The organism is Actinoplanes sp. NPDC051513, assembly GCF_044454685.1.
Lineage (GTDB): Bacteria > Actinomycetota > Actinomycetes > Mycobacteriales > Micromonosporaceae > Actinoplanes.
On the sequence record NZ_JBITDW010000001.1, the window covers coordinates 302,911 to 328,355 of the forward strand.

Sequence of the window (25,445 nt, forward strand, 5' to 3'; positions counted from 1 at the left end):
ATCGCAATGCGGTTAGGTGCTTACGCCCTACTGCCGGGTGTCCAGCGAGGTCTGCAGGGCGCGGCGCGCCTGCTCGCGGGCTTCGTCGGTGGGCTGAGGCTTCGGCTTGGCAGCCATGATCGTGGTTCCTCCACGGTGCGTGAGGGCGCGGCAACGGACACGCGCCCAGCGGATCGGTCGAGCGGGGCGTCACAGGGCCGGTCCGGGGTCGCCGGACGCATGGCGAAGGTGACGCGGCCCGAGTCGGTAAACCCGGGTGGCTCGAGGCTTCGCGGCGGGCGGTGGTCACGGCCGCGCAAAACCAAATCACCGTTAAGGACCAAACTATCGTTCAGGTCGCGGTATCGAGACGTCGTTCCCACCCTGCGAGACAAACGACGGACACCCGACAGCTACCCGCGAGTCACCTGCAACGGTTCATCAACTGCGATAACGGGAGGCATGAGTGCGCTGGCCCGAGTACTCCATCTGGTGGCAGGTCTATCCCCTGGGCTTTCTGGGCGCCGAGAAGTCCGGCATATCGGAACCGCAACACCGGCTACCGGCGCTCGCCGACCGGCTCGATCACCTGCTGGAGCTGGGCTGCAACGGCCTGGCGCTCGGCCCGGTCTTCGCCGCCGAGACCCACGGCTACGACACTGTCGACCACTTCCGGGTCGACCCCCGCCTCGGCACCGAGGACGACCTGAAAGATCTCATCGACCGGGCCGCCGCCAAGGGCGTACGCGTGCTGCTTGATGGGGTTTTCAACCACGTAGGCCGAAATTTCCGGCAGTTCGTGGAGGTGGCGAACGGCGGCGACACCTACGCCGACTGGTTCGTGCGCGAGGGCGACGACTTCCGCACCTTCGAGGGCCACCGGCAGCTGGTGGCGCTCAACCACGCGAGTCCCGCGGTCGCCGACTACGTCACCGACGTCCTGAACCACTGGCTGGACCGCGGCGTCGACGGCTGGCGGCTCGACGCGGCCTACGCGGTGCCGCTGCCGTTCTGGCGCAAGGTCACCGACCGGGCCCGCGAGAAGCACCCCGAGGCGTGGTTCTCCGGTGAGGTCATCCACGGCGACTACACGTCCTACGTGACCGAGGGCGGCCTCGACTCGGTCACCCAGTACGAGCTGTGGAAGGCGATCTGGAGCTCGCTCAACGACGTCAACCCGCACGAGCTGGCCTGGGCCCTCACCCGGCACAACGACCTGCTCGCGACATTCGCCCCGCAGACCTTCGTCGGCAACCACGACGTGACCCGCATCGCCAGCCGCCTCACCGAGCCGCGCCACCTCCCGCACGCGCTGGCCGTGCTGTTCACCGTCGGCGGCATCCCGTCGGTCTACTACGGCGACGAGCGCGCCTGGCGCGGCGTCAAGGAGGAGCGGGAAGGCGGGGACGACGCGATCCGCCCGGCCTGGGACGATCGGGGGGACGACGAGACGCAGCGCCTGCATCAGCTGCTGATCGGCATCCGCCGCCGGCACGCCTGGCTGGTGCGCGCCACCACCGAGGTGCACAGCCTCGGCGACGGCGTTCTCTCCTACACGCTGAGCGGCCCCGACGCCGCGGTCGCGGTGGCCCTCAACTTCGGCGCCGAACAGAGACCCGCGGCGGTTCCCGCCCGGGCCTGGCAACACGAGGCCGGCGACGCCACCATCGACGCCGCCGGCAACGCAACGCTCCCGCCGTACGGCTGGGTGGTCGCCACCGCCTAGAGCAAGTGCTCGTCGAGCAGGCCGCGAACCGTCGCGACCACCTCGCCCGGCGTCCCGTGACCGGTGAAGCCCGCCGCCAGCCGATGACCCCCACCACCGAGGGCCACCGCGACCTCGCTCACGTCGACCGCGCCCTTGCTGCGCAGCGACACCGCCCACTCATCCGCACCCGACTGCTTCACGACCACCGCCACATCCGCCTCGGCCACGCCGCGCACCGGGTCGATCAGCGTGTCGAGCACGTAGGGCTTCTGGCCGTACCGGGCGAGGTCGGCCAGCGTCGCGTACGTCCAGACCATGCCGCGACCACCCGCGGCCGTGGGGTCGAGGGCGGCCCGGCCCAGCACCTCGCCGGCGAGCTTCATCGCCCCGAACGGGCGCGTGTCGAAGATCCGCCGCGAGATGTCGCCGGGGCTGATGCCGGTCGCGATGAGGCGCGCGGCGAGCTCGTGCACGGCCGGCGTGGTCATGTCGAACTTGAACGAGCCGGTGTCGGTCGCGAGCGCCACGTAGAGGCACTCGGCGATCTCGGCGTCCAGCGGCACGCCGAGCCGGGTCAGCAGGCCGTCGACCACCACCGAGGTGGCCGCGGCCCGCGGGTCGACCAGGTTGATCCGGCCGAACCGGGTGTTCGACGCGTGGTGGTCGAGCATGATCACGCGCGGCGCCGCGAGCAGGGCGGCGAGTTCGCCGAGCCTCGACTCGGCGGCGACGTCGAAGGTCAGGACCACGTCGGGGCTGGTGCAGGCCGCATGCTGCGGCACCAGAAGATCAAGACCGGGCAGGCTTTGGTACGGCGTGGGCACCTCGAACTCGCCCGGAAACGTCGCCCGCAACCGCGTGAAGCCGAGCCGCCGCAGGCCGAGGGCGAACCCGAGCATGCTGCCGAGCGCGTCCCCGTCGGGGTTCACGTGGCAGATGAGCTGGATCTCGTCGCCCTCCGGGCCCGGAGTGAGCCCGCGGACCGCCTCGACGGCCGCGGCCCACTCCGCGTCGGTCACTCCCCCGGGCTCGCCCGAGGGAGGCGTCACCCGAGGTCCTCGCGCGCGCCCACCCGCTCGCCACCGCTCCCGTACGACTCGGTGTCGCCGGCGTCGTCTTCCTCGTCCTCGCTCTTGTACGGGTCGGGGTCGCCCGCGTACTGCTTGCCGGCGGCGAGGCGCTGGACCTCCTCGTCGCGCAACCGTGCCTCGGCGAGCAGGTCGTCGATCTCCTTGGCGTGGTCGAGCACGTTGTCGAGCACGAAGGCAAGGCTCGGCGAGTGCCGCAGGCCGAGGGCATGACCCACCCGGCTGCGCAGCATTCCCTTGGCGCTCTCGAGCGCGGCCGCCGTGGCCGCCTGCTCGGTCGGGTCGCCCAGGACCGTGTAGTAGACGGTGGCCTCCCGCAGGTCGCCGGTGATCCGAGCGTCCGTGATCGTCACCATGCCGAGCCGGGGGTCCTTGATCTCACGTACCAGCGAGGCCACCAACTCCTTGACGCGCTCGGCCTGCCGACGCGTCTTGGCCGGGTCCGACATATCGCCCACCTCCGACTGTGAATCCCGCGGGCCTGAACTCTCCCGCCCAACTGCTGAAGCCTACCCACGTGCCGTTACCGACGAACGTCCCTAGTCGTCGTCCCCATAGAGCCGCCGCCGGACCGACAGGAGCTCGATCTCGGGGCGGCCGGCCACCTGGTTCTCGCACGTGTCGATCACGGCGCGGGCCTGGGCCGCGTCGGGCGCGACCACCGCCACGCCGATCTGGGCCCGGCCGTGCAGGTCGTGGAAACCGACCTCGGCGGCGCTGACCTCATATTTCTTCAGCATCGCGATGATCGGGCGGACGTAGGAGCGCTTGTGCTTGAGCGACTGCGAGTCGCCGGGCAGGAGCAGGTCGAACACTGCGGTCTCGATAAACATCAGCCAGCACGGTACCGCCGCGGTACGACAGTTTCAGCCGACTTTCCTGGCCACCAGGACGTCCCGTTCGATGCCCTGATCCACGCGATGCCCGAGCGGCTCGTAGCGGACGATCTCCAGGCCGTTGGCGGCCAGGATGTCTTCGGCGAGCTCCCGCCGGGCGACCTTGGTGTTCCAGGACAGCCCGAGGGCGCCGCCCGGGCGCACCAGCGGCAGCCAGTGCGGCACCGCGCGCTCGAGCAGGTCGAGTGGACTGCGGGTGATGCCGCCCTGGTCGTCGTAGCTGCCGTGGGCCACGCCGTACGGCAGGTCGGCCACCAGCACGTCCGCGACGCCGCCCCGCAGCAGCCCGTCGAGCTGGGTGGTGTCGGCCTGCAGCACGGTGACCTTCTGCACCGCCCCGGCCTTGTGGTCGTCCTTGCTGGCGGCCATGACCACCTCGAGGCGACGCGCGGCCCGGCGGCCCTGCCGTCGCACCGGCACGAGGTCGGCGGTGTGCTTGAGCCGCTTGCGCTTGAGCCACGTCTGCAGGAACAACTTGTACGCCTCGACGTCCTTGCCGTCGATCTCGACACCCACCGCGTCGTAGCCGTACATCAGCGCCTGGTTGAGCGTGGTGCCCCGGCCGCAGAGCGGGTCGAGCACGGTGAGGTGGCCGTCGAGCATCCGGCCTGCCGAGGCGGAGGCGAGCAGCGTGAGGTTGAGGACGAGCTTGGTGAACTGCTCGTTGGTCTTGCCGGCGTACTTCGGAATCGTGATCAGGTCGCTGTCGTAGCGAGCGAGCGGCGTCAGCGTGATCGGCCGCAGCAGCTCACCTTCCAGCGCGAAGAGCGCATACCCCGACGACAGGTTGGAAATATACGAAATGTCCCGCGTGGAGAGCTCGGCGGTGAAGGTCAGATACTCCACACCGCCAAGCACGGTGACATCAATGTCCGAAATGTCCGCGGACAGGGCCGGCCCGAAGGCGGCCAGCTCAGCACGAGCGAGACGAGCGGCCTGATCGGCGTAGACACGATTGGCGGAGGGCGCAAGGAGCAGGGCGTACCGGGACATGGTGCCTTTCTACAGAGACGACCCCCGGCGCCGAAGCGCCGGGGGTCGCATCACAGGAACATCAGGCGCGCGGCTTCTCGCGCATCTCGAAGGTCTCGATCACGTCGCCGACCTGCGGCGAGCCGAACCCGCTGAAGGTCAGACCACACTCGAAGCCCTCGCGGACCTCGGTCGCGTCGTCCTTGAACCGGCGCAGCGAGCTGATCGTGACGTTCTCCGCCACCACGACGCCCTCCCGCAGGATGCGGGCCTTGGCGTTGCGGCGCAGGAGACCGGTACGGACCAGACAGCCGGCGATGAGACCGATCTTGGACGAGCGGAAGACCTCGCGGATCTCCGCGGTGCCCTGCTCGACCTCCTCGTACTCCGGCTTGAGCAGACCCTTGAGCGCGGCCTCGATCTCCTCGATGGCCTGGTAGATCACGCTGTAGTAGCGGATCTCCACGTTCGCGCGGTCGGCCATCTCCTTGACCTTGTTCGAGGCCCGGACGTTGAACCCGATGATCGTGGCGGTGGCGTCCGAGGACGCCGAGGCCAGGTTCACGTCGCTCTCGGTGATCGCACCGACGCCGCGGTGGATGACCTTGAGCTGGATCTCGTCCGGAATCTCGATCTTGAACAGCGCGTCCTCGAGGGCCTCGACCGAACCGGACGAGTCGCCCTTGATGACCAGGGTGAGCGAGGTCTTCTCGCCCTCCTTGAGCTGCTCCATGAGCGTCTCGAGAGTCGCCTTGGTCCGCGAGTTCGCGAAGCTGGCCGCACGACGGCGAGCCTGCCGCTGCTCGGCGATCTGCCGGACGGTGCGGTCGTCCTCGCCGGCGAGGAACGTGTCGCCCGCGCCCGGCACCGAGGTCAGACCCAGCACCAGGACCGGCCGGGCAGGCAGCGCCTCGGCCACCTGGTTGCCGTTCTCGTCGAGCATGGCGCGGACGCGGCCGTGCGCGCCGCCCGCCACGATCGAGTCGCCGGCACGCAGGGTGCCCTTCTGGACCAGCACGGTCGCGACCGCACCACGGCCCTTGTCGAGGTGCGACTCGACGACAGCGCCCTGGGCCGCCCCGTCGATCGGAGCGGTCAGCTCCAGCGACGCGTCGGCGGTCAGCAGCACGGCCTCGAGCAGCTCGTCGATGCCGATCCCGGGCTTGGCGGCCACGTTCACGAACATCGTGTCGCCGCCGTACTCCTCGGCGAGCAGACCGTAGTCGGTGAGCTGCTGGCGCACCTTGTCCGGGTTGGCGTCCGGCTTGTCGACCTTGTTGACCGCGACCACGATTGGCACCTCGGCGGCCTTGGCGTGGTTCAACGCCTCGACCGTCTGCGGCATCACGCCGTCGTCGGCGGCCACGACCAGGATCACGATGTCGGTCACCTGGGCGCCACGGGCACGCATGGCGGTGAACGCCTCGTGACCCGGGGTGTCCAGGAAGGTGATCGCCCGTTCCTGGCCGTTGTGGTCGTAGTGCACCTGGTAGGCGCCGATGTGCTGGGTGATGCCACCCGCCTCGCCGGCGACCACGTTGGTCTTGCGGATCGCGTCGAGCAGCTTCGTCTTACCGTGGTCGACGTGACCCATGACGGTCACGACCGGCGGACGGGAGACCAGCCGGTCCTCGGCCACGTCGGCGTCGAGGTCGATGTTGAACTGCGCGAGCAGCTCGCGGTCCTCGTCTTCCGGGCTGACGATCTGCACGTCGAAGCCCAGGTGCTCGCCGAGCAGCTGCAGCGTGTCGTCGCTGCAGGACTGCGTCGCCGTCACCATCTCGCCCAGGTTGAACATCTCCTGGACCAGCGAGCCGGGATTCGCGTTGATCTTCTCGGCGAAGTCGGAGAGCGACGCGCCGCGCGACAGCCTGATCTCCTGGCCGTTGCCGCGGGGCGCGCCCGAGCTCATGGCCGGAGCCGACAGGTTGTCGAACTCTTGACGCCGCTGCTTCTTCGACTTGCGGCCACGAGTGGGCCGGCCACCCGGACGCCCGAAGGCGCCCGCGGCGCCGCCGCCACGACCGCGACCGCCGCCACCGGGACGACCCGGAGCACCGGCGCCGACCGGACCGCCGCCACCGGCGCCACCGCCGGGGCCGCCGCGGTAGCCACCGCCACCGCCGCCACCACCACCGGGGCCGCCGCGGTAGCCACCGCCACCGCCGCCACCACCGCCGGCGCCGCCACCGGGACGGAAGCCGCCACCGGCGCCACCGCCACCGCCACCGCCGGGACGGAAGCCGCCACCGCCACCACCGGGACCGCCACGGCCGCCACCGGGACCACCGGGACGACCGGCGCCGCCACCGCCGCCACCCGGGCCAGGACGGCCGGGGCGCTGCGCGGGCATGGACGCGGGGCTGGGCCGCGGCGGCATCGACGCCGGGCTCGGCCGCGGCGGCATGCCGGGCTGATTGGGACGAGGCATCCCGGCGGGCGACGGCCGCTGGGCCGCGCCGCCGGAGACGCCGAACGGGTTGTTGCCGGGACCGCGCGACGGCGGCCGCGGGGCGCCACCGGCCGGTCCCGGACGGGGACCAGCTCCGGGCGCACCCGGACCACCGGTACGGGGGCCTGCGGCCGGGGAACCCGGACGAGGCGGAACCGCGCCGGGACCCGGACGCGGGCCGCTCGGGCGACCCTCGGACGGCGGCTGCTGAGCGCGACGCTCGGCATCGCGGGTGCGGGCGGCCTGTGCGGCCTTGACCGCGGCCTCCTGCTCGGCCTTGAGCGCCGAGGCACGAGCCTCGGCCGCCGCGACCTCGATGTCGTGAGCGCTGGCCGGCTTGGCGACCGGGCCGGGCGTGGGGCCCGGACGGCTGGGCGCGGGCGGCTTGGGACGCGCGAACGAGCCGGGCGCCGGCGCCGGGGACGTGGGCGCGCGGGGCGCGCCCTCGGCCGGAGCTGCGGGCCGGCGCGGCGGCTGGGGCCGCACGCTGGGCGGAGCCGGACGGACTGCGGCGGGCGCGGAGGCGCTCGGCGCGGACGAGGAGGGCGCCGCCACGGGGGCGGAACCAGCCTCGAGGGCGCCACGCAACCGCCGGGCCACCGGGGCCTCGACCGTGCTGGATGCGGATTTGACGAACTCGCCCATCTCTTTGAGCTTGGCGAGAACTGTCTTGCTGTCGACCCCGAGCTCCTTTGCGAGCTCGTGTACGCGGGCCTTGCCTGGCACTGCACTCCTCACTTCGAGGTCGTGCGAGCGCACCCGCAACGACCTCACTCGTGCACTAGAAGCCTGTTCATTTCAGGGACTTCATCGTGTGCTCATCTGGGTCGTCCTACCTTGCTGGGTCGTGATCCGGCGCCTGCGCCGGATCATCGGTCGTTCCGCCCGGCATGGAGACCGAACGGATGTGCTCGGCGAGCGGACCGGTGTCAGCAACACCGGTGAGTCGCAGCGCGCGCCCGAAGGCACGACGCCGCTCCGCCTGCGCGAAGCAAGCCGGATCGGGATGCAAATGTGCTCCCCGGCCCGGCAATCGGCGGCCCACATCGACCTGCAAGCGGAGATGATCTCCACTGCCGGTCGAAACGAACCGGATCAACTCGGAGGCCGGCGCGCGCTTGCGGCAACCAACACAGGTACGTGTCGGGCCGACCATGGAAAAGCTTACTCCTAGCTCGCTCGCGCCGCGTATCCGGTCAGCTTCCCGCCCCGGCCGCATCACGATCCGAAGCGGGTGCGGGCTCGTTGTCCGGGCGGATGTCGATGCGCCACCCGGTCAGCCGGGCGGCGAGCCGGGCGTTCTGACCCTCCCGCCCGATGGCCAGGGACAGCTGGAAGTCGGGCACGGTCACCCGGGCCGTCCGGGTGGCGGCGTCCACCACCTCGACACGCAGGGCCTTCGCCGGCGAGAGCGCGTTACCGACGAACTGCGCCGGATCGTCCGACCAGTCGATGATGTCGATCTTCTCGCCGTGCAGCTCGCTCATCACGGCCCGGACCCGCTGGCCCATCGGACCGATACAGGCGCCCTTCGCGTTCACGCCCTGGACGGTCGAATGCACCGCGATCTTGGTGCGGTGACCTGCCTCACGTGCGATCGCGGCGATCTCGACGGTGCCGTCGGCGATCTCCGGTACCTCGAGCGCGAACAGCTTCTTGACCAGGGCCGGGTGCGAGCGGGACAGGGTCACCTGCGGTCCGCGGAAGCCCTTGGCCACGTGCACGACGATGGCCCGGATGCGGGAGCCGTGCTCATAGCTCTCGCCCGGGACCTGCTCGGACTGCGGGAGCACCGCCTCGATCTTGCCGAGGTCGACGATCACGATGCCCTTCTCGGCCCGCGCCGCGTCGGCCTGCACGATCCCGGTGATCAGGTCGCCGTCGCGCCCGGCGTACTCGCCGAAATGCTGCTCGTCGGTGGCCTCCCGCAGACGCTGGAGGATCACCTGCTTGGCGGTCATGGCGGCGATGCGGCCGAAGTCGTGCGGGGTGTCGTCCCATTCGCGGACGACCGTGCCGTCCGCGTCGAGCTCCTGGGCGAGCACCGACGCAACGCCGGTCTTGCGGTCGATCTCCACCCGGGCGTGGCCTTGCGCGCCCTCGGTGTGCCGGTAGGCGGTCAGCAGCGCGGTCTCGATGGCCGCGAGGATCGTCTCGAACGGGATCTCCCGCTCGCGCTCCAATGCGCGCAGCGCCGCGAGGTCGATGTTCACTCCTCGCCCTCCCCATCGTCTATGTCGTCTTGAGCGTCTTCGTCGTCCTCGTCGCCGAAGTCGGCCTCGTCAATGCGCTTGAACTCGATCTGCACCTTGCCGGGCCCGAGCTCGGCGAAGGTCAGCGACCTGGTCACGCCGTCGACGTCGAGCACCACGGAGGCGTCGTCCACGTCGATGACCCGGCCGGTCAGGCCGTTCACCGCGACCAGCCGGCCCCGGTTGCGCCGCCAGTGCCGCGGCAGGGTGAGCGGGCGATCGATCCCGGGGGATCCGACCTCCAGCTGGTACTCCCCTGCCAGGACCTCGCCGCCGCGTTCCTCGGTCTCGTCGAGGGCCGCCGAGATCTCGCGGGAGATCACGGCGACGTCGTCCAGTTTGATTCCCCCGTCGGTGTCGACCAGGACCCGCACCACGTGCCGGCGCCCGGCGCGCGACACGTTCACGTCTTCGAGGTCGTAACCGGCCTTCTCGATCACCGGCTCGATCACCGCACGCACCCGTGCCCGGGCCGCGACCAGGTCGACGCGGGGGGCCGCGGGCGCCTCGTCGTGGGACCGGCGGGCGGCGGAGCGGTTACCAGGCCGGGCACCGGCGCGACCACGCTGCGTCATCGGCCTCGACCTTTCGCTCGTCATCAACGGAAAGCACCATATGCCGCCGGGCGAGAAGCCCCGCGGCTGACGCAGAGCGTAACGCGCGGGACGCCGGGGACGTTCCCCGGCGCTCCGAATCGACGCCCATTCGCAGCCATCCGGCACACCGGCGTCGCCATGGTGTTGACTGAGCGCCGTGCGGACGAGCGACACGGGACATACGCGGCGACGGTTCCTCATCGGCGCCGTGAGCGTGACCGCCCTGGCCGGGTGCGATGCCGAGCCGTCGCCGCCGCCCCCGCCCGACCCACTGCAGCCACTGCTCGACCAGGCGCTGGCGCTGGCCGCCGCGTACGACCGGGCGATAGCGGCCGACCCCGGCGCGAGCGCCCGGCTCACCCCGCTCGCCGCCGACCACCGCGCGCACGCCGCCGAGCTGACCAAGTTGATCACTCCGATCGCGAGCGCCGCCGCCTCGGCCGGAACGACCACCACCGACGCCGGCACGACCACCACTGACAACGGCGTCGCGGGCCTCCGGGCGGCCGAGCAGGCGGCCCAGCGCAACGCGGTCGCGGCCTGCAAGGCGGCCCCCGCCGACCGGGCCGCGCTGGTCGGGTCGATCGCCGCCTGCCGCGCCACGCACGCCGAGGCGCTGCGATGAACCAGCAGATGGCGACGGCGCTCGCGGCGGAGGAAGCCGCCATCTACGCGTACGGAATCATCGGGGTGAAAGCCGGCGCGGTGACCGAGGCGCGGGCCGCCGAGCAGGCTCATCGCCTGCGCCGCGATTACCTGGTCGGCAAGCTGGAGCAGCCGCAGACCTCGCCGGCCGGGTACGAGATGCCGTTCCCGGTGACCGACCGGGCCACCGCGCTCAAGCTGGCCGTCCAGGTCGAGGACGGGGTCGCCCAGGCCTGGCGGCCGGTGCTGACGGTGACGACCGGCGCCGATCGGACGGCCGCGCTGGCGGCGATGACCGACGCGGCCGTGCGCGCGACCCGCTGGCGACGGCTGGCGGGGGTGTCGCCGGCGACCCTGCCCTTTCCCGGACGTGCGGAATAGGACTTCTTGCGTGCTCTGGTGGACACGCTCCGTAGAGCTGAGAATGACGGGGTGCACGAGGAGATCGATGTCACCTCGCCGCGGGGGAAGCTGGCGGTCCGCCTGCGAGACGTGATCGAGCGACGGTGGCCGGCCGAGGTCCAGGCCATCGGCGTGCACGGCTCGCTCGCGCACGGCGACGACCACGAGGGCAGTGACGTCAACCTGCTGGTGGTGAAGTACCGGCCGACGGCCGGGCCGAAGCCGGCGTTGCGCCGGGTGGACGGCACGCTCGTCGACCTCGAGGTGGTCACCGGCGACGAGGGCATGCGGCGGGCGCGGGAGCTGACATCGCGCTGGCCGCTCGAGGCCGACCGCTACCTGACCACCCGGCCGATGCTCGATCCGAACGGGTGGTTCGGCAAGCTGCGCGACACCCATCTGGCCCGGCTGGCCGAGGCACGCCCGCCGGAATTCACCGCGCTGGCCCGGCACGACTGGGCCCTGGCGAGCGCCGCGCACACCCGGGCGGTCCGGCTCGCCGAGTGGTACGAGACCGACGCCGCCCTCGTCATGATCGCCGAGTCCCGCCTGCACGCGGCGCTGGTCGCCGGCCTGCTGACCCGCACCTACTTCCGCAACGCGGCCGACGCCGTCCGTCGCACCGGCATGGCCGGCGCCGACATGCAGGAGCTGAGCGCGGTCCTCAAGAAACAGGCCGAAGAGCTGGCCGCCCGCGGCAAGCCGGTCGACGGGAACCTGGCCGGACTATTCGAGTAGCGTGCCGATCCCGTACGTGACAGCGGCGGCCAGAGCGCCCAGCGCGAGCTGCCGCAGCCCGCTCAGCCACCACCGCTTGCCGGTGAATCTCGCCACCACCGCGCCGGCGGCGAAGAGGCCGAGCCCGCCCACCCCCAGCGCCAGCCACAGGCTGTCGAAGCCGAGCAGGTAGGTGACCAGCGGAAACAGCGCGCCGATCGAGAAGCAGACGAACGACGAGCCGGCCGCCACCCACGGGCTCGGCAGCTCGTCGGGCACCACGCCCAGCTCTTCCTGCGCGTGCACGCGCAGCGCCTGCTCGGGGTCGGCGTGCAGCACCGCCGCGACCTCCCGGGCCAGCTGCTCGGGCAGGCCCCGCGCGGTCCACGCCGCGACCAGTTCCTCGGCCTCGCCCACGGGGTTGACCTCGAGCTCGTGCCGCTCCTTCGCCAGCTCGGCCGAGACCTGCTCGTTCTGGGTGCGGACGCTCGTGTACTCGCCGAGTCCCATCGAGATCGCGCCGGCGACCAGGCCGGCCACGCCGGTGAGCACCAGCGTGTTGCGACTGACCCCGCCGCCGCCCACGCCGGCGATCAGCGCGATGTTGGTGACCAGGCCGTCCATCGCGCCGAACGTCGCGGCCCGCAGCCAGCCGCCGGAGACGTCGGCGTGATGGTGCTCGACCGCCGTCGTCACGGGAGGGTGAGGATCTCGTACCCGTCCTCGGTCACCACCAGGGTGTGCTCGAACTGGGCTGTCCACTTGCGGTCCTTGGTGACCACCGTCCAGCCGTCCGCCCAGATGTCGTACTCGTGGGTGCCCAGGGTGATCATCGGCTCGATCGTGAAGGTCATCCCCGGCTCCATGATCGTGTCGAGCCGCGGGTTGTCGTAATGCGGGATGTACAGGCCCGAGTGGAACGTCTCGCCGATGCCGTGCCCGGTGAAGTCGCGGACCACGCCGTAGCCGAAGCGCCGCGCGTACGCCTCGATGACCCGCCCGATCGCGTTGATCGGCCGGCCGGGAGCGACCGCGCGGATGCCGCGCATCATCGCCTCGTGGGTGCGCTCGACGAGCAGGCGGGCCTCCTCGCTGACGTCACCCACCAGGAACGTCGCGTCGGTGTCGCCGTGGACCCCGTTCAGGTACGCCGTCACGTCGACGTTGATGATGTCGCCGTCCTCGAGCACCGTCGAGTCGGGGATGCCGTGGCAGATCACCTCGTTGAGCGACGTGCAGCACGACTTCGGGAAGCCCTTGTAGCCCAGCGTCGACGGGTACGCCCCGTGGTCGCACAGGAACTCGTGCACCACCTTGTCGATCTCGTCGGTGGTGACGCCCGGCTTGCAGTGCTCGCCGGCGAGCTGGGTGGCCTGCGCCGCTATCCGCCCGGCGATCCGCATCTTCTCGATGGTCTCGGGGGTCTGCACGTGGGAGCCGCGCCACTCTTTCGGGCGCTTCTTGCCGACGTATTCGGGGCGGACGATCTGCGCCGGGACCGCCCGCCAGGGCGACTGTTTTCCCGGCGCCAAGGGGGCGCGAACGGTCATACGCCCAGCCTATCGCCGGATACCCGCCTCGAACCTGTGGCGGGCGCCGCACGATAACGGGTCGGCTGAGCTGTTCGCCCGGTTCTTGCTGCCCCCGGGCCCCTGTGAAATCGTATGTTCGTGGATCAAGAGGGGCTGGACCCCAACTTCTCGGCCACCGCCGCCGTGGCCGGAGACCGATCCGTCGTGACCGTGACCGGCGAGGTCGACATGTCGACGGCCGACGCCATGTTCCGCGTCGCGACCAAGGACGACGCCGCCTTTGCGACGCTCGATCTGCGCGCGGTGACGTTCTTCGACTCCGCCGCGATTCACGCCCTGCTCCAGCTCGCCGAGCTCTACGGCGAGCGCCTGCGGGTCGTGCCCTCGTCGCAGGTGCGCCGCGTCCTCGAGATATCGGGCCTCTCCGCCCAGCCCTGGCTCGTCACCGAGGCTTGAGCGGCCGCCTGATCGTCACGGTGGTCCCGTCCGGCCCCCGCATGACCGCGAGCTCGGCCAGCGCCCCGATCAGCGAGAGCCCCCTGCCCCGGTAGCCGCCCGCCGCGGCCGGCCGCCACGTCCCGGTGTCCCGCACCGTCACCACGACGGCGTCCGGCTCGATCGACGCCTTCACGGTGATCAGCGGCTCCGCCGGGTCCACCGGGTGTTCGATCGCGTTGGCCGCCGCCTCGGAGACCGCCACGGTCAGGTCGAAGACGTCGGCCTCGGGCACGCCGTTGCCGGTGAGGAAGTCCTCGAGCCGGCGGCGCAGCACGCTCAGCCGGGCCGGCTCGGACGGCAGCCGCAGCACGAACTCGCGCGGCTCGGTGGCCTGCACCGCGATCAGCGCGATGTCGTCGCGCCGGGTGCGACCGGCCGCCTTCGCGAGCAGCACGTCGAGCATGTCCTCGACGTGGTCGGCCGGCTTCGCGGCGTCGTCGAGCAGCTCGGCCAGGCCGGTGTCGATGCCGGCCGAGCGGTCTTCCACCAGCCCGTCGGTGTAGAGCAGCAACCGGGCGCCCGCCTCGAGGCCGGCCTCCAGCGTCGGGTACTCCGCGACCGGGAGCGCGCCGATCGGCGGCCCGAGCGCGCTGTCGTACAGGAACTCCCCCGGCCCGCCCGGCCGTACCAGCACCGGCGGCGGGTGCCCGGCCGACGAGAAGCGCAGCTGTCCGGCCGCCGGGTCGAAGCGCACGCACACCACGGTCGCGAACTGGCGCCGGCCCAGGTTGTCGACCAGGCGGTTCAGCCGGGTGAGCGCGTCGCCGCAGTCGAAACCCTCGAGAATGTACGCCCGCAGCGCGTTGCGCAGCTGTCCCATCATGGCGGCGGCCTGCACGCCCTTGCCAACCACGTCGCCGATCACCAGGAACAGCCGATCGCCGGGGGCGGCGATCACGTCGTACCAGTCGCCACCGACCTCGGCCTCGCTGCTGCCCGCCAGGTAACGGCTGGCCACGATCGCGCCCGGCACCCGCGGCAGCGACTGCGGCAGCAGGCTGTGCTGCAGCGTGCTGGCGATGCGGTGCTCGGCGTCGTAGAGGCGAGCGTTCGCGAGGCGCAGCCCGATCAGGCGGGCGAGCTGGGTGAGCACGGCCGGCTCGGGCGCGCCCGAGCGGCCCGACCAGACCCGCAGCTCGCCGACCGCGGCGCCGGAGGTGTCCGGCAGCGCCATCAGCACATCGGGCGTCGTCGGGGAGGCGCCGCCACCATCCACTTCGGCCCGGGCGCCGGGCACGGTGACCACGACCCGGCCAGCCCCGGTCATCGTCTGCACATGCCGGGCCGCCACGTCGAGCACCTCGGCCGTGGTGCGCACCGTGCTCACCGCGGCGGCCGCGTCCACCAGCCCGCGCAGCCGGCCGATCACCTGACGGCGGGCCTGGCCGAGGTCGAGGTTGGCACGCACCCGCGCGGTGAGGTCGCGCGCCGAGAACGGCTTGACCAGGTAGTCGTCGGCCCCCGCGGCCAGGCCCTCGCCGGACGACTCCTCGCCGGCCCGGGCCGAGAGCACCACGATCGGAACGTCCCGGGTGCGCTCGTCGGCACGCAGCGCCGCGATCAGCCCGAAGCCGTCCAGCCGCGGCATCATCACGTCGGTCAGCACCAGGTCGAACGGCTGCGTCCGGGCCAGCTCGAGCGCGGCCTGGCCGTCGTCCGCGGTGGTCACCTGCCAGTGCGGTCGCAGCAGCCGCCCCACGTGATCGCGCAGGTCGGCGTTGTCGTCGACGAGCAGGATGCGACCGCCCCCGCCGGCCGGCCCGTCGAGGGGCGCGGGCTCGTCCCGCAGCCACGAGTACGCCTCCTCGAGGAACAGCCAGGGTGCGACGTCGGAAACGACCAGCGCCGCGTCGTCCCGGACCCGGTCGGCCGGCAGGTGCGCCGTGCCGAACGGGATGCGCACGGTGAAGACGCTGCCGCGACTCAGCTCGCTCTCGACGGTCACCGACCCGCCGTGCAGCTCGGCGAGCTCGCGCACCAGCGCCAGGCCGATGCCGGTGCCCTCGTGGGTGCGCGACCACACACCCGTCACCCGGTGGAACCGGTCGAACAGCAACGGCCGCTCCTGGGCCGGCACGCCGACGCCGGTGTCACGCACGGTCAGCACGGCATCGTCGCGGTCGGCGGCGACGCGCAGCTTGATGCGGCCCGACGGGGTGAACTTGACCGCGTTGGAGAGGAGATTGAGGACGATCTTCTCCCACATCTCGCGGTCGACGTGCACCGGGCGGGGCAGCGGCGAAGCGTCGACCACCAGTTCCAGCCGCGCGCGCTCGGCGGCCGAGCGGAACGTGCTGGCCAGTCGCGCGGTGTAATCGGCGAGATCGGTCGGACGGTAGTCGGCGCGCATCCGCCCCGACTCGAGCCGCGAGAAGTCGAGGATCGTGTTGACCAGCTTGAGCAGCCGCAGGCCGTTGCGGTGCATCGGCAGCAGCCGCTCGCGCTCGGCCGATGGCAGCGCCGGGTCGGCGAGCAGGTCTTCCAACGGGCCGAGGATCAGCGTCAACGGCGTGCGGAACTCGTGGCTGACGTTCGAGAAGAAGTTCGTCTTGGCCCGGTCGAGCGCCGCGAGCTGCGCGACCCGGGACCGCTCCAGCTCGTAGGCCCGCACGTTGCTCACCGCCCGGGAGATCTGCGCGACCGCGAGCTCGAGGAAGTCGCGATAGGACCGATCGAGCGCGAGCAGCCGGCTCACCCCCACGACCAGCGCGCCCACCGGGCTCGCCCCGATCACCACCGGCAACACCAGCGCCTCGTCGGCGGCGGCGTGCGGCGTGGGCTCGACGACCTCGCGCAGCGCGATCGTGCCGCCACGCCCGCTCATCGCCGCGTCGCGCACCCGCGGCGGCATCTCGCCCGGGTCGAGCATCAGCGCCGCGAACGGCATGTCGGCCTCGTTCTCGCCGAGCACCGCGGTCGCGTCGGCGACCAGGGTCGCCTCGTCGGGCGAGTCGGCCAGCCGCGACCCGAGGGCGCTCAGTGTGCTCACCCGCCGCTCGCCGATCACCCGCCATGTGGTCTCGCTGACGATGCAGAAGAGCCCGGTGACCTTGTCGTCACGCCGCCGGATCGGGTCGTAGGAGACGTTGAAGTACGTCTCCTCGAGGAAGCCGTGCCGCTCCAGCGTGAAGAGAAGATCCGAGCCGAAGTAGGAGGTGCCGCTCTCCATCACGCCGCCGAAGAGATCCGCCAGCTGGCTCCAGGCCTCGGCCCACATCAGCCGGGCGGGCCGGCCGAGGAAGGCCGGGTGCTTGCCGCCGGCGACCGGGATGTAGGCGTCGTTGTAGAGCCCGCAGTAGTCGTCGCCGTGGAAGACGATGATCTGCGCGCGGGAGGCGAGCATGGTGCGGACCGCATTGTCCAACTCGTCGGGCCAGGTTCCGGGCGGGCCCAGGGGACAGTCGCTCCAGTCCAGCTCGAGCATCCGGCGCCCCATCTCGCCGCCCCGCTCGAAAGCCCTGACCAAATGCGGAGGGATCGCGGTCTGTGGAGGGGCGCCGTTGTGCTCCGCGCCCATGGCGAACCTCCGAGATCAATGACCGGCAGCGACTCGACCGTTACGCCTCAGCACCGTAACACCGGCCACATGAGATGCCGAAAATCAAACCCGTTACGCGTACGTGGAGGGCGCCGCCCGCAAACCACATCACCGCCCGTGACCGCCGCGGCGGTCACGGCCGTAGCGCTCGAGGCCGTTCGCGGACACCCGGCCGGTGGTGGGTCACGCGGCTGCCGCCGCGGTCAGGCGGCTATCGCCGCCGGCTGAAGGCCGGCCCGGTCCGCGGCCGCCTCGGCGAGTGCCGCGAAGACCCGCAGGTCGGGGGTCCGTTCGGGGTGCCACTGCACGCCGAGGGCGAACGCGCGCTCCGGGTGTTCGATGATCTCGATGACGCGGTCGTCGGGGCACCAGCCGACCGCCTCGAAAGCTCCCGGGTTGTCGACCGCCTGGTGGTGGAACGAGTTGACCGTGAGACGGCTGCCCAGCAGGTCGTGCGCCCGCGAGCCGGCCCGCACCACGACGTCGTGCTTCCCGTAGGCGGAGGCGTCCGCGGCCAGCGGGTCCGTGCCGGACGCGGCACGGTGACCTTCATGCCCGATCAGGTCGGGAAGGTGCTGGTGGAGGGTGCCGCCCGCGGCCACGGCCATCACCTGCATGCCCCGGCAGACGCCCAGGATCGGCAGGCCGGCGTCGAGGGCGGCCCGCATGAGCAGGAGCTCGGCCTCGTCGCGGGCCGGGTCGATGTGCGTCTCCGGATGCTTCTCGGCCCCCCAGTACGCCGGGTCGATGTCGCCGCCACCCGAGAACACGATCCCGTCCAGCGACTCGATCACGTCGGTGTCGGGGTCGTCGGGGGTGATCAGCACGGCTCGGCCGCCGGTGGCGTGCACGGCCCGCACGTACGTCATCGGGAGCATGCCCGCCATGACGTCGCTGCTGCCGTACTGCACGTGCTGGGCGTAGGCGGTCATGCCGATCAGGGGCCTGCGCATGCGGTTGGTTCCTCCTCGTGTCGCGGCTCTTCGGGACCTTCGGCAGCATCGCCGTCGGACCTTAGTGCGGGGTTGGGCGGGGCAAGGCGTCAGCGGGCGGCCTCCACGAGCGCGCCGAACAGCCGCCGGTCGCGCACCACCTCGGGATGCCACTGCACGCCGAGCACGAAGCGGCGCGCAGGGTCTTCGACCGCCTCGGGCAGCCCGTCCGCGGCGCGACCGGTGACGGTCAGCGTGCCGGGGTCGGCGATGCCCTGGTGGTGGTAGCAGTGGATGGCCACGTCGTCGCCCATCAGCTTGGCGATCCGGCTGCCCGGCTCGAACGCGGCGTCCTGCTGCCCGTACACGCCCGGCGCCGGCCGGTGGGTCTCGTGGCCGAGCACGTCGGGCAGGTGCTGGTGCAGGCGTCCGCCGGCGGCGACCGTCAGCAGCTGCATGCCCCGGCACACGCCGAGGATAGGCAGGTCGAGCTCGAGCGCGCGGCTGGTCAGCAGAAACTCCGCCTCGTCCCGGTCGGGCTGCGCCTCGGTGAGGGGTTCGGGCTCCGCGCCGTACCGGCCCGGCGCCAGATCCGCGCCGCCGGCCAGCAGAAGACCGTCGAGGACCGTCAGCACGTCCGCGTCCCGGTCGTCGGGCGGCAGGATCACGGCCCGCCCGCCGGCCTCGCGCACCGCCGCCACGTAGTCGTGCGGGATCAGCGCCGTCGGCAGGTCGTGCCAAACACCCCAGCTTGCGGGCAGCACGTAACTCGTGATGCCGATGATCGGACGCATCGCTCCACCGTAACCAGATCATGTTTCGCCTCGTGTCGCCCGGACGGCCGATCTCGGGCGCTGCGGCGCAGACCGGTATCCGGCATACGGCTGGTTCTTGGTGCGCGGCGCCGCCTCCGCGAGGAGGCGGCGCCGCGCCCGGGCCCGTCTGTCCCGCCGCCACAGGGAGCAGGGCCTGTGCCGGCGGGGATTCGACCCCTGCGCCCGTTGACCTGGGCGTAAAGGGCTCGTGCCCGCCGGCGGCGGTGCTCAAACATCACAATGGAGTTACATAGGCTCCGGTGATGCCCCCGTCGACCACGAACTGGGACGCGGTCATGAACGACGCGTCGTCGCTGGCGAGGAAAGCCACCGCCGCGGCGATCTCCTCGGGCTCGGCGAACCGGCCCATCGGCACGTGCACGAGCCGGCGGGCGGCGCGCTCCGGATCCGTCGCGAACAAGTCCATGAGCAGCGGCGTCGCCACCGGCCCCGGGCAGAGCGCGTTGATCCGGATGCCCTCGCGGGCGAACTGCACGCCCAGTTCCCGGGTCATCGCCAGCACCCCGCCCTTGCTCGCGGTGTAGGCGATCTGCGAGGTCGCGGCGCCGAGGATGGCGACGAACGAGGCGGTGTTGATGATCGAGCCTTTGCCCTGCCGCTGCATGTGCGGGATCGCGTACTTGCAGCAGAAGAAGACCGACGTCGTGTTGACCTTGAGAACCCGCTCCCAGGCGTCGATGCCGGTGACCAGGATCGAGTCGTCGTCGGGCGGCGAGATGCCGGCGTTGTTGAACGCGATGTCGATCCGGCCATGGCGCGAAACGACCCCGTCGAAGAGCGCCCTGACCTGGTCCTCGTCGCTGACGTCGCACGCCACGAACTCGCCGCCGACCTCCTCGGCGCAGGCTTTGCCGGCGTCCTCGCCGATGTCCACGGCCACGACGAAGGCGCCCTCGGCCGCGAACCGGCGTGCGGTGGCGAGCCCGATCCCACTGCCGGCGCCGGTGATCACGGCGACCCGGTCCTGCAAACGATCCACTTAGTCTCCCGAGGCTAGGAACACGTTCTTGACGTCGGTGAAGCCGTGCAACGCGTCGGGGCCGAGCTCGCGGCCGAGGCCGGACTGCTTCATGCCGCCGAACGGGGTCCAGTACCGCACCGACGAGTGGCTGTTGACGCTGAGCGCGCCGGTCTCCACCGCCCGCGAGACCCGCAGCGCGCGGCCCAGGTCGCGAGTCCAGAGCGAGCCGGACAGGCCGTACTCGGTGTCGTTGGCGAGGCGGACAGCGTCCTGCTCGTCCTTGAATGGCAGCACCGACAGCACCGGACCGAAGACCTCCTCGCGCCAGTGCCGATCGTCGGGGCCGCGGGCAAGGAGCACGGTCGGCGGGAACCACCAGCCGTCACCCTTGGGCGCATTTCCGGCAAATGCGATATCGGCACCCGCTACATAAGATGCCACGGTGCCGCGATGGGCCGCGGAGATCAGCGGGCCCATCTCGGCGGCGGTGTCCGACGGATCTTGCACCCGAAATGCCCGGACCGCCGGCTCCAGCAAAGCCAGGAACTTGTCGTAGACCGACTCCTGGATCAGCAGGCGGGAGCGGGCGCAGCAGTCCTGACCGGCGTTGTCGAAGACCGAGGCGGGCGCGGCGGCGGCGGCCTTCTCGAGGTCGGCGTCGGCGAAGACGATGTTGGCGCTCTTGCCACCGAGCTCGAGCGTCACCCGCTTCACCTGGTCGGCGCAGCCCGCCATGATCGACTTGCCGACGTCGGTGGAGCCGGTGAAACAGATCTTGCGTACGGCCGGGTGCGTCACGAACCTCTGGCCGACGACCGAGCCCTTGCCGGGGACGATCTGGAAGACGTTCTCGGGGAGGCCGGCCTCGAGCGCGAGCTCGCCCAGCCGGATCGCGGTGAGCGGGGTGAGCTCGGCCGGCTTGAGGACGACCGTGTTGCCGGCCGCGAGCGCCGGGGCGAATCCCCAGCCGGCGATCGGCATCGGGAAGTTCCACGGCACGATGATGCCGACCACGCCGAGCGGCTCGTGGAACGTCACGTCGAGACCGCCGGGCACCGGGATCTGCTTGCCGATCAGCCGTTCCGGAGCGCCCGCGTAGTAGTTGAGCACGTCCCGGACGTTGCCGGCCTCCCAGCGCGCGTTGCCGATCGTGTGCCCGGCGTTGCGCACCTCGAGATCGGCGAGCTCGTCGATGTGCTCCTCGACCACCGCGGCGAAGCGGCGCAGCAGCCGGGCCCGTTCGCCGGGCGCGACCGCCCGCCAGCCCGGAAAGGCCCGTTGAGCCCGCTCGATGGCGGCGTCGGTCTCTTCCCGCCCCAGCGAAGGGACGCTGGTCAATACCGTCCCGGTGGACGGGTTGATCACGTCAGTCGTCACGCATACCTCCCTGGCGCGATCCTTACACAGACACCCTTCACATTCGCTCGAACCCGCGACGCAACTCCCAGTCGGTCACCGCCGCGTCGAACGCTGTCAACTCGACCTGGGCCATGTTCGCGTAGTGGCCGACCACGTCGGCGCCGAACGCCGACCGTGCGACCTCGCTGCCGACCCAGAGCTGGTGGGCCTCGCGCAGCGTCGCCGGCACCCGGCCCGCCGTCTCGTCCTCGTAGGCGTTGCCGACCAGCTCCGGCTCCAGCGAAAGCTCGTTCTCGAGCCCGTGCAGGGCCCCCGCCACCAGCGCGGCGATCGCCAGATAGGGGTTCACGTCGCCGCCCGGCACCCGGTTCTCGACCCGCATGCCCTGTCCGTGCCCGGCCATCCGCAGCGCGCAGGTGCGGTTGTCGACGCCCCAGCGCAGCGCGGTCGGCGCGAACGAGCCGGGCTGATACCGCTTGTACGAGTTGATGTTGGGCGCGAACAGCAGGCAGAAGTCGCGCATCGTGGCGAGCAGCCCGGCCAGCACCCGCTGCCCGGTCACGCTGAGGTGCCCGGGACCGTCGCCGAGCATCGCCGACTTGCCGTCGCGCCCGCGCAACGAGAAGTGGATGTGGCAGGAGTTGCCCTCGCGGGCGTTCGGCTTGGCCATGAAGGTGAGCGCCATGCCCTCCTGGGCGGCGATCTCCTTGGCGCCGTTCTTGTAGATGACGTGGTTGTCGGCGCAGGTCAGCGCGTCGGCGTAGCGGAACGCGACCTCGTGCTGGCCGAAGTTGCACTCGCCCTTGGCGCTCTCGGGTTGCAGGCCGGCGCCGTACATCTCGTTGCGGATGCGGCGCAGCAGCGGCTCGACCCGCGCGGTGCCCAGCATCGAGTAGTCCACGTTGTACTGATTTGCCGGGACGAGATCGCGGTAGTTCTTCTCGTACGCCTGCTCGTAGCTGTCCTTGTAGAGCACGAACTCGAGCTCGGTGCCCGCGAAGGCGGTCAGGCCGTGCTCGGCGAGACGGTCGAGCTGGCGCTGGAGGATCTGCCGGGGCGAGGCGTAGACCGGGTCGCCGCCGACCGTGAAGAGATCGGCCAGCACCATGGCGGTGCCCGGCTGCCACGGCACCCGGCGCAGCGTGGCGAAGTCGGGCTTCATCACGAAGTCGCCGTAGCCGCTCGACCAGGAGGACATCTCGTAGCCGTCCACCGTGTTCATGTCGACGTCGACGGCGAGCAGGTAGTTGCAGCCCTCGCTGCCGCCGCTGGCGACGTCGTCCATGAAGTAGCGGCCGTGCAGGCGTTTGCCCTGCAAGCGACCCTGCATGTCGGTCAGCGCCAGCAGCACCGTGTCGATGCTGCCGTTGTCGACGGAGACGTCGAGCTCCTCGAGATCCATGGCACAGTCCTATCGCAGGGTTGTGGGGGACGAGCCGAGTCGCCCGTCCCCCGCTTCGATACAGGCCTTAGATGGATGAGATCACTCGGTGGGCATGGTCTGCTCGCCGTGCGCGGCCTTTTCGATCAGGTTCTGCCGCGGTCCGGTGAACCAGTGCCGGGCGCTCGCGAACCACCAGATCGTGGCCGCGCCCACCACGACCGCCACGGCGACGATCGTGTAGTTGAAGGTCGTGGCCGTGATCGGGCTGGCCGTCGGCAGCACGAACAGGATGCAGATGATCACGACCCAGACGATCGCGATCCAGCCCACCGGCGCGCTCCACTTGCCGAGGTTCCACGGGCCGGGCTGGAAGTCCGGGTTGCGCCGGCGGAGGAACACCGGAGCCACGTACGCGATGTAGAGGCCGATGACCGCGATCGAGGTCGCCGCGAGGTACGCCGTGGTGTTCCACAGCGACGGCAGCACGATGATCGTCGAGAGCGTCACGCACAGCCAGATCGAGTTGGTCGGCGTGCCCGTCCGCGGATTGACCTGCTTCCAGATGCGGGAGCCGGGGAGCGCGCCGTCGCGGGAGAAGGCGTACGACATCCGCGAGTTCGCGGTCACCGAGGCCATTCCGCAGAACCATTGCGCCACCATGCAGATGAAGACCAGGAACGTGCCGGCGTTGTGGCCGGCCGCGTCGATGAAGATCTGTGCGGGCGGCAGGCCGAGCGCGGTGGTCCGCTCCGCCTCGTAGTCCTGGATCGACCAGGTGATCGCGAAGAGCAGCACGAAGCCGGCGATCACCGAGACGACCACGGACATCACGATGCCGCGCGGCGCGGCCTTGGCGGCGTCGTGCGTCTCCTCGGCCACGTGCGCCGAGGCGTCGTAGCCCGTGTACGTGTACTGCGCCATCAACAGTCCGATGAGGACGGCGTAGACGCTTGCCCCGGCGAACGTGAAGCCGGTGGCATTGTGCACTTCGAAGAACACGTCGGAGATCGGCTTGTGCTGGTCGGGCAGCACCGTCAGCAGCACCACGATCACCGCCACGCCGACCAGGTGCCACCAGGCGCTGACGTCGGACAGCAGGCGCACGAGGTTGACGCCGAAGGTGTTGAGCAGCCCGTGCACCACGATGATCACCAAGAAGATCAGGAAGGTGCTGGCCTTGGTGACCTCCATGTCGAAGGTCAGGCTCAGGAACGCCGCCGTGGTGATCGCCGCGCCGAAGTCGATGGCCGCCGTGACCGCGACCTCGCCGAGGAAGTTGAACCATCCCACGAACCAGGCCCATGCGGCCTTGTTGCGTTTGGCCAGCGCCGCGGCCCACCAGTAGAGGGCGCCGGCCGTGGGGTACGCCGAGCAGACCTCGGCCATGGCCAGGGCCACGAAGGTGACCATGATGCCCACGAACAGCCAGCCGAGCGTGATGGCGATCGGGCCACCGGCGGTCATGGCGATGCCGTACGACGTGATGGCGCCGGCGAGGATGGAAATGATCGAGAAGGAGACCGCGAAGTTCGAGAAGCCGGAGAGTCGGCGGTGCAGCTCCTGCTGGTAGCCGAGTTGGGCGAGGCGTTCTTCGTCGGTGCTGGGTGCTGGGTTGACGCTCATGTGCGACTCCCTTGACCGAGAGGGATGGCCTTGAGTCCGCTTTAGGGTGGCGGGCGGGGCGGTTGGATGGTGTGACCGGGGTCACCGCGTGCCGTGATGATCTCGCTCGGTTGTTACGCACGTCAATGATCAGCGTTAATTGCGTTGCCGGTGATCCACGGGTACCCGCACACTCATAGACAGAACAGACAACGCAAGCCCTCGGCAGGCCTTGCGAAGCAGGGGCTGTCCACGCGCCCCTGTCCCGCGGCGGTGCGGGGCGCGGTCACCTCTCTCACATGCGGCTCCGGCCGTATCCGGCGCCCGCCCCGCACCGCCGCCACCACCGTCACCACCGTCACCAGAATCTGAAGGTCCGACAATTTGTCCGAAAAATCTACAGCGGCGACACTAGAAATCAGCGCGTCCCGGGCATAGCATTTCTGGAGTCGGCCACGCACAGCCGACATGCAACTGGCACAGACCCTGAGTTGGCTAAGGAGGACGAGATACCGCAGCAACGCGTAATCACAACGTCCCCGACCCGACAAGAGGTGATCGCAGCCGATGCCCATCACTCAGGCCGTCCGCTAGCGGCACGCAGACGGACGACCTCATGCGCCGACGACGGTCGGCATCAGAATTGAAAAGCCAGGGCCCCGGTTACCCGCCGGGGCCCTGGACTGTCCCCCACAGATTTCATTCCCCCGAACCCCCGGGAAAGGACAGATGAGCGCGACCTTCGACAACGCCGACTACCCGGCGTACACGATGGGCCGGGCCGCCGACATGATCGGCGTGACGCCGGCCTTCCTGCGCAGTCTGGGCGCCGCGGGCCTGATCGAGCCCGAACGCTCCGGGGGCGGCCACCGCCGCTACTCGCGCCACCAGCTTCAGCTCGCCCAGCGGGTCCGCCAGCTCCTCGACGACGGCATCCTGATCACCGCTGCCTGCCGCATCGTCACGCTCGAGGACCGCCTGGCCGCGGCCCACCGCCGCATCATCGACCTGGGCGGCGTCCTCACCCCGGAGGACGACGCCGACCGCCCCACGACGACGACGGCGCCCGCCGCCTGAGACCCACCCGCAGCCCGGG

At 70.9% G+C, this 25,445-nt stretch carries 23 protein-coding genes; 6 read left to right on the forward strand and 17 right to left on the reverse strand.

The window, feature by feature from the left end; genetic code table 11:
• The first annotated feature begins 445 nt into the window (after positions 1-445).
• Positions 446-1,705 carry an alpha-amylase family glycosyl hydrolase gene (locus tag ACIA5D_RS01460; RefSeq protein ID WP_396027850.1) on the forward strand — a complete coding sequence of 420 codons (1,260 nt, stop codon included), beginning with the start codon at positions 446-448 and terminating at the stop codon, positions 1,703-1,705.
• On the opposite strand, the gene ACIA5D_RS01465 is transcribed toward ACIA5D_RS01460, so the two are convergent.
• From ACIA5D_RS01465 to rimP, 8 genes are all read right to left on the reverse strand, one after another.
• Entirely contained in the window at positions 1,702-2,736 is a 1,035-nt protein-coding gene (locus tag ACIA5D_RS01465) for a bifunctional oligoribonuclease/PAP phosphatase NrnA (protein WP_396027851.1), read from the reverse strand. The genes ACIA5D_RS01460 and ACIA5D_RS01465 overlap by 4 nt on opposite strands.
• Positions 2,733-3,224, reverse strand: coding sequence for a 30S ribosome-binding factor RbfA (rbfA, locus tag ACIA5D_RS01470; protein ID WP_396027852.1), 492 nt, complete (start codon positions 3,222-3,224; stop codon positions 2,733-2,735). The genes ACIA5D_RS01465 and rbfA overlap by 4 nt, the downstream gene beginning before the upstream one ends.
• A 90-nt stretch (positions 3,225-3,314) precedes the next feature.
• Positions 3,315-3,608, reverse strand: a complete 294-nt coding sequence (locus ACIA5D_RS01475) for a DUF503 domain-containing protein (protein ID WP_396027853.1) — start codon at positions 3,606-3,608, stop codon at positions 3,315-3,317.
• Between the two features lie 33 nt (positions 3,609-3,641).
• Positions 3,642-4,664: a TRM11 family SAM-dependent methyltransferase gene (locus ACIA5D_RS01480; protein WP_396027854.1), complete on the reverse strand. Its 1,023-nt coding sequence runs from the start codon at positions 4,662-4,664 to the stop codon at positions 3,642-3,644.
• A 61-nt stretch (positions 4,665-4,725) separates the two neighbouring features.
• On the reverse strand, positions 4,726-7,821 hold the full coding sequence (gene infB, locus ACIA5D_RS01485; RefSeq protein ID WP_396027855.1) for a translation initiation factor IF-2: 3,096 nt from the start codon (positions 7,819-7,821) through the stop codon (positions 4,726-4,728).
• Positions 7,822-7,927: 106 nt separating this feature from the next.
• On the reverse strand, positions 7,928-8,314 hold the full coding sequence (locus tag ACIA5D_RS01490) for a YlxR family protein (protein WP_396028564.1): 387 nt from the start codon (positions 8,312-8,314) through the stop codon (positions 7,928-7,930).
• Positions 8,292-9,308, reverse strand: coding sequence for a transcription termination factor NusA (gene nusA, locus ACIA5D_RS01495; protein WP_396027856.1), 1,017 nt, complete (start codon positions 9,306-9,308; stop codon positions 8,292-8,294). Before nusA ends, ACIA5D_RS01490 begins: the two co-directional genes overlap by 23 nt.
• Positions 9,305-9,922 (reverse strand): ribosome maturation factor RimP, encoded by a 618-nt coding sequence (gene rimP / locus ACIA5D_RS01500; protein WP_396027857.1) that lies wholly within the window; start codon positions 9,920-9,922, stop codon positions 9,305-9,307. The genes nusA and rimP overlap by 4 nt, the downstream gene beginning before the upstream one ends.
• Positions 9,923-10,157: 235 nt before the next feature.
• On the opposite strand from rimP, the gene ACIA5D_RS01505 reads away from it, so the two are divergent.
• Genes ACIA5D_RS01505 through ACIA5D_RS01515 form a run of 3 tightly spaced genes read left to right on the forward strand, consistent with a single transcriptional unit; the run spans position 10,158 to position 11,728 of the window.
• Complete coding sequence (locus ACIA5D_RS01505) at positions 10,158-10,568, forward strand: hypothetical protein (RefSeq protein WP_396028565.1); 411 nt, start codon at positions 10,158-10,160, stop codon at positions 10,566-10,568.
• On the forward strand, positions 10,565-10,969 hold the full coding sequence (locus tag ACIA5D_RS01510; RefSeq protein WP_396027858.1) for a ferritin-like domain-containing protein: 405 nt from the start codon (positions 10,565-10,567) through the stop codon (positions 10,967-10,969). The genes ACIA5D_RS01505 and ACIA5D_RS01510 overlap by 4 nt, the downstream gene beginning before the upstream one ends.
• Positions 10,970-11,020: 51 nt before the next feature.
• On the forward strand, positions 11,021-11,728 hold the full coding sequence (locus tag ACIA5D_RS01515; protein WP_396027859.1) for a nucleotidyltransferase domain-containing protein: 708 nt from the start codon (positions 11,021-11,023) through the stop codon (positions 11,726-11,728).
• On the opposite strand, the gene ACIA5D_RS01520 is transcribed toward ACIA5D_RS01515, so the two are convergent.
• Together ACIA5D_RS01520 and map are read right to left on the reverse strand one after the other, a co-directional pair.
• Entirely contained in the window at positions 11,717-12,403 is a 687-nt protein-coding gene (locus ACIA5D_RS01520) for a VIT1/CCC1 transporter family protein (protein WP_396027860.1), read from the reverse strand. The two genes, ACIA5D_RS01515 and ACIA5D_RS01520, sit on opposite strands and share 12 nt — an antisense overlap.
• Positions 12,400-13,257 (reverse strand): type I methionyl aminopeptidase, encoded by an 858-nt coding sequence (map, locus tag ACIA5D_RS01525; protein WP_396027861.1) that lies wholly within the window; start codon positions 13,255-13,257, stop codon positions 12,400-12,402. The genes ACIA5D_RS01520 and map overlap by 4 nt, the downstream gene beginning before the upstream one ends.
• 114 nt (positions 13,258-13,371) lie before the next feature.
• Here map and ACIA5D_RS01530 point away from each other — a divergent pair, with 114 nt between their 5' ends.
• A complete protein-coding gene (locus tag ACIA5D_RS01530) occupies positions 13,372-13,695 on the forward strand; it encodes an STAS domain-containing protein (RefSeq protein WP_396027862.1) in 324 nt (107 codons plus the stop codon).
• On the opposite strand, the gene ACIA5D_RS01535 is transcribed toward ACIA5D_RS01530, so the two are convergent.
• The 7 genes from ACIA5D_RS01535 to ACIA5D_RS01565 form a co-directional block, all read right to left on the reverse strand.
• Positions 13,682-17,161 carry a SpoIIE family protein phosphatase gene (locus ACIA5D_RS01535; protein WP_396027863.1) on the reverse strand — a complete coding sequence of 1,160 codons (3,480 nt, stop codon included), beginning with the start codon at positions 17,159-17,161 and terminating at the stop codon, positions 13,682-13,684. The two genes, ACIA5D_RS01530 and ACIA5D_RS01535, sit on opposite strands and share 14 nt — an antisense overlap.
• 317 nt (positions 17,162-17,478) lie before the next feature.
• A complete protein-coding gene (locus ACIA5D_RS01540) occupies positions 17,479-18,228 on the reverse strand; it encodes a gamma-glutamyl-gamma-aminobutyrate hydrolase family protein (RefSeq protein ID WP_396027864.1) in 750 nt (249 codons plus the stop codon).
• Between the two features lie 89 nt (positions 18,229-18,317).
• On the reverse strand, positions 18,318-19,001 hold the full coding sequence (locus ACIA5D_RS01545; RefSeq protein ID WP_396027865.1) for a gamma-glutamyl-gamma-aminobutyrate hydrolase family protein: 684 nt from the start codon (positions 18,999-19,001) through the stop codon (positions 18,318-18,320).
• 256 nt (positions 19,002-19,257) lie between these two features.
• Positions 19,258-20,022 carry a 3-oxoacyl-ACP reductase gene (locus tag ACIA5D_RS01550; protein ID WP_396027866.1) on the reverse strand — a complete coding sequence of 255 codons (765 nt, stop codon included), beginning with the start codon at positions 20,020-20,022 and terminating at the stop codon, positions 19,258-19,260.
• Positions 20,023-21,381: an aldehyde dehydrogenase family protein gene (locus tag ACIA5D_RS01555; protein ID WP_396027867.1), complete on the reverse strand. Its 1,359-nt coding sequence runs from the start codon at positions 21,379-21,381 to the stop codon at positions 20,023-20,025.
• A 37-nt stretch (positions 21,382-21,418) separates the two neighbouring features.
• The gene (locus tag ACIA5D_RS01560; protein WP_396027868.1) at positions 21,419-22,765 is read right to left on the reverse strand and encodes a glutamine synthetase family protein; all 1,347 of its coding nucleotides are present in this window, start codon (positions 22,763-22,765) and stop codon (positions 21,419-21,421) included.
• A gap of 81 nt (positions 22,766-22,846) precedes the next feature.
• Positions 22,847-24,370 (reverse strand): amino acid permease, encoded by a 1,524-nt coding sequence (locus ACIA5D_RS01565; RefSeq protein WP_396027869.1) that lies wholly within the window; start codon positions 24,368-24,370, stop codon positions 22,847-22,849.
• Between the two features lie 708 nt (positions 24,371-25,078).
• Between ACIA5D_RS01565 and ACIA5D_RS01570 the strand changes: the two genes are divergently transcribed.
• Positions 25,079-25,426, forward strand: a complete 348-nt coding sequence (locus ACIA5D_RS01570; protein WP_396027870.1) for a MerR family transcriptional regulator — start codon at positions 25,079-25,081, stop codon at positions 25,424-25,426.
• Positions 25,427-25,445: the final 19 nt, after the last annotated feature.

Coding starts and splice junctions, on each gene's coding strand:
- rbfA (WP_396027852.1), bottom strand. CDS start 3,224: ATGTCGGACCCGGCCAAGACGCGTCGGCAGGCCGAGCGCGTCAAGGAG.
- ACIA5D_RS01475 (WP_396027853.1), bottom strand. CDS start 3,608: ATGTTTATCGAGACCGCAGTGTTCGACCTGCTCCTGCCCGGCGACTCG.
- ACIA5D_RS01480 (WP_396027854.1), bottom strand. CDS start 4,664: ATGTCCCGGTACGCCCTGCTCCTTGCGCCCTCCGCCAATCGTGTCTAC.
- ACIA5D_RS01490 (WP_396028564.1), bottom strand. CDS start 8,314: ATGCGGCCGGGGCGGGAAGCTGACCGGATACGCGGCGCGAGCGAGCTA.
- rimP (WP_396027857.1), bottom strand. CDS start 9,922: ATGACGCAGCGTGGTCGCGCCGGTGCCCGGCCTGGTAACCGCTCCGCC.
- ACIA5D_RS01510 (WP_396027858.1), top strand. CDS start 10,565: ATGAACCAGCAGATGGCGACGGCGCTCGCGGCGGAGGAAGCCGCCATC.
- map (WP_396027861.1), bottom strand. CDS start 13,257: ATGACCGTTCGCGCCCCCTTGGCGCCGGGAAAACAGTCGCCCTGGCGG.
- ACIA5D_RS01530 (WP_396027862.1), top strand. CDS start 13,372: ATGTTCGTGGATCAAGAGGGGCTGGACCCCAACTTCTCGGCCACCGCC.
- ACIA5D_RS01535 (WP_396027863.1), bottom strand. CDS start 17,161: ATGCTCGAGCTGGACTGGAGCGACTGTCCCCTGGGCCCGCCCGGAACC.
- ACIA5D_RS01540 (WP_396027864.1), bottom strand. CDS start 18,228: ATGCGCAGGCCCCTGATCGGCATGACCGCCTACGCCCAGCACGTGCAG.
- ACIA5D_RS01545 (WP_396027865.1), bottom strand. CDS start 19,001: ATGCGTCCGATCATCGGCATCACGAGTTACGTGCTGCCCGCAAGCTGG.
- ACIA5D_RS01560 (WP_396027868.1), bottom strand. CDS start 22,765: ATGGATCTCGAGGAGCTCGACGTCTCCGTCGACAACGGCAGCATCGAC.
- ACIA5D_RS01565 (WP_396027869.1), bottom strand. CDS start 24,370: ATGAGCGTCAACCCAGCACCCAGCACCGACGAAGAACGCCTCGCCCAA.
- ACIA5D_RS01570 (WP_396027870.1), top strand. CDS start 25,079: ATGAGCGCGACCTTCGACAACGCCGACTACCCGGCGTACACGATGGGC.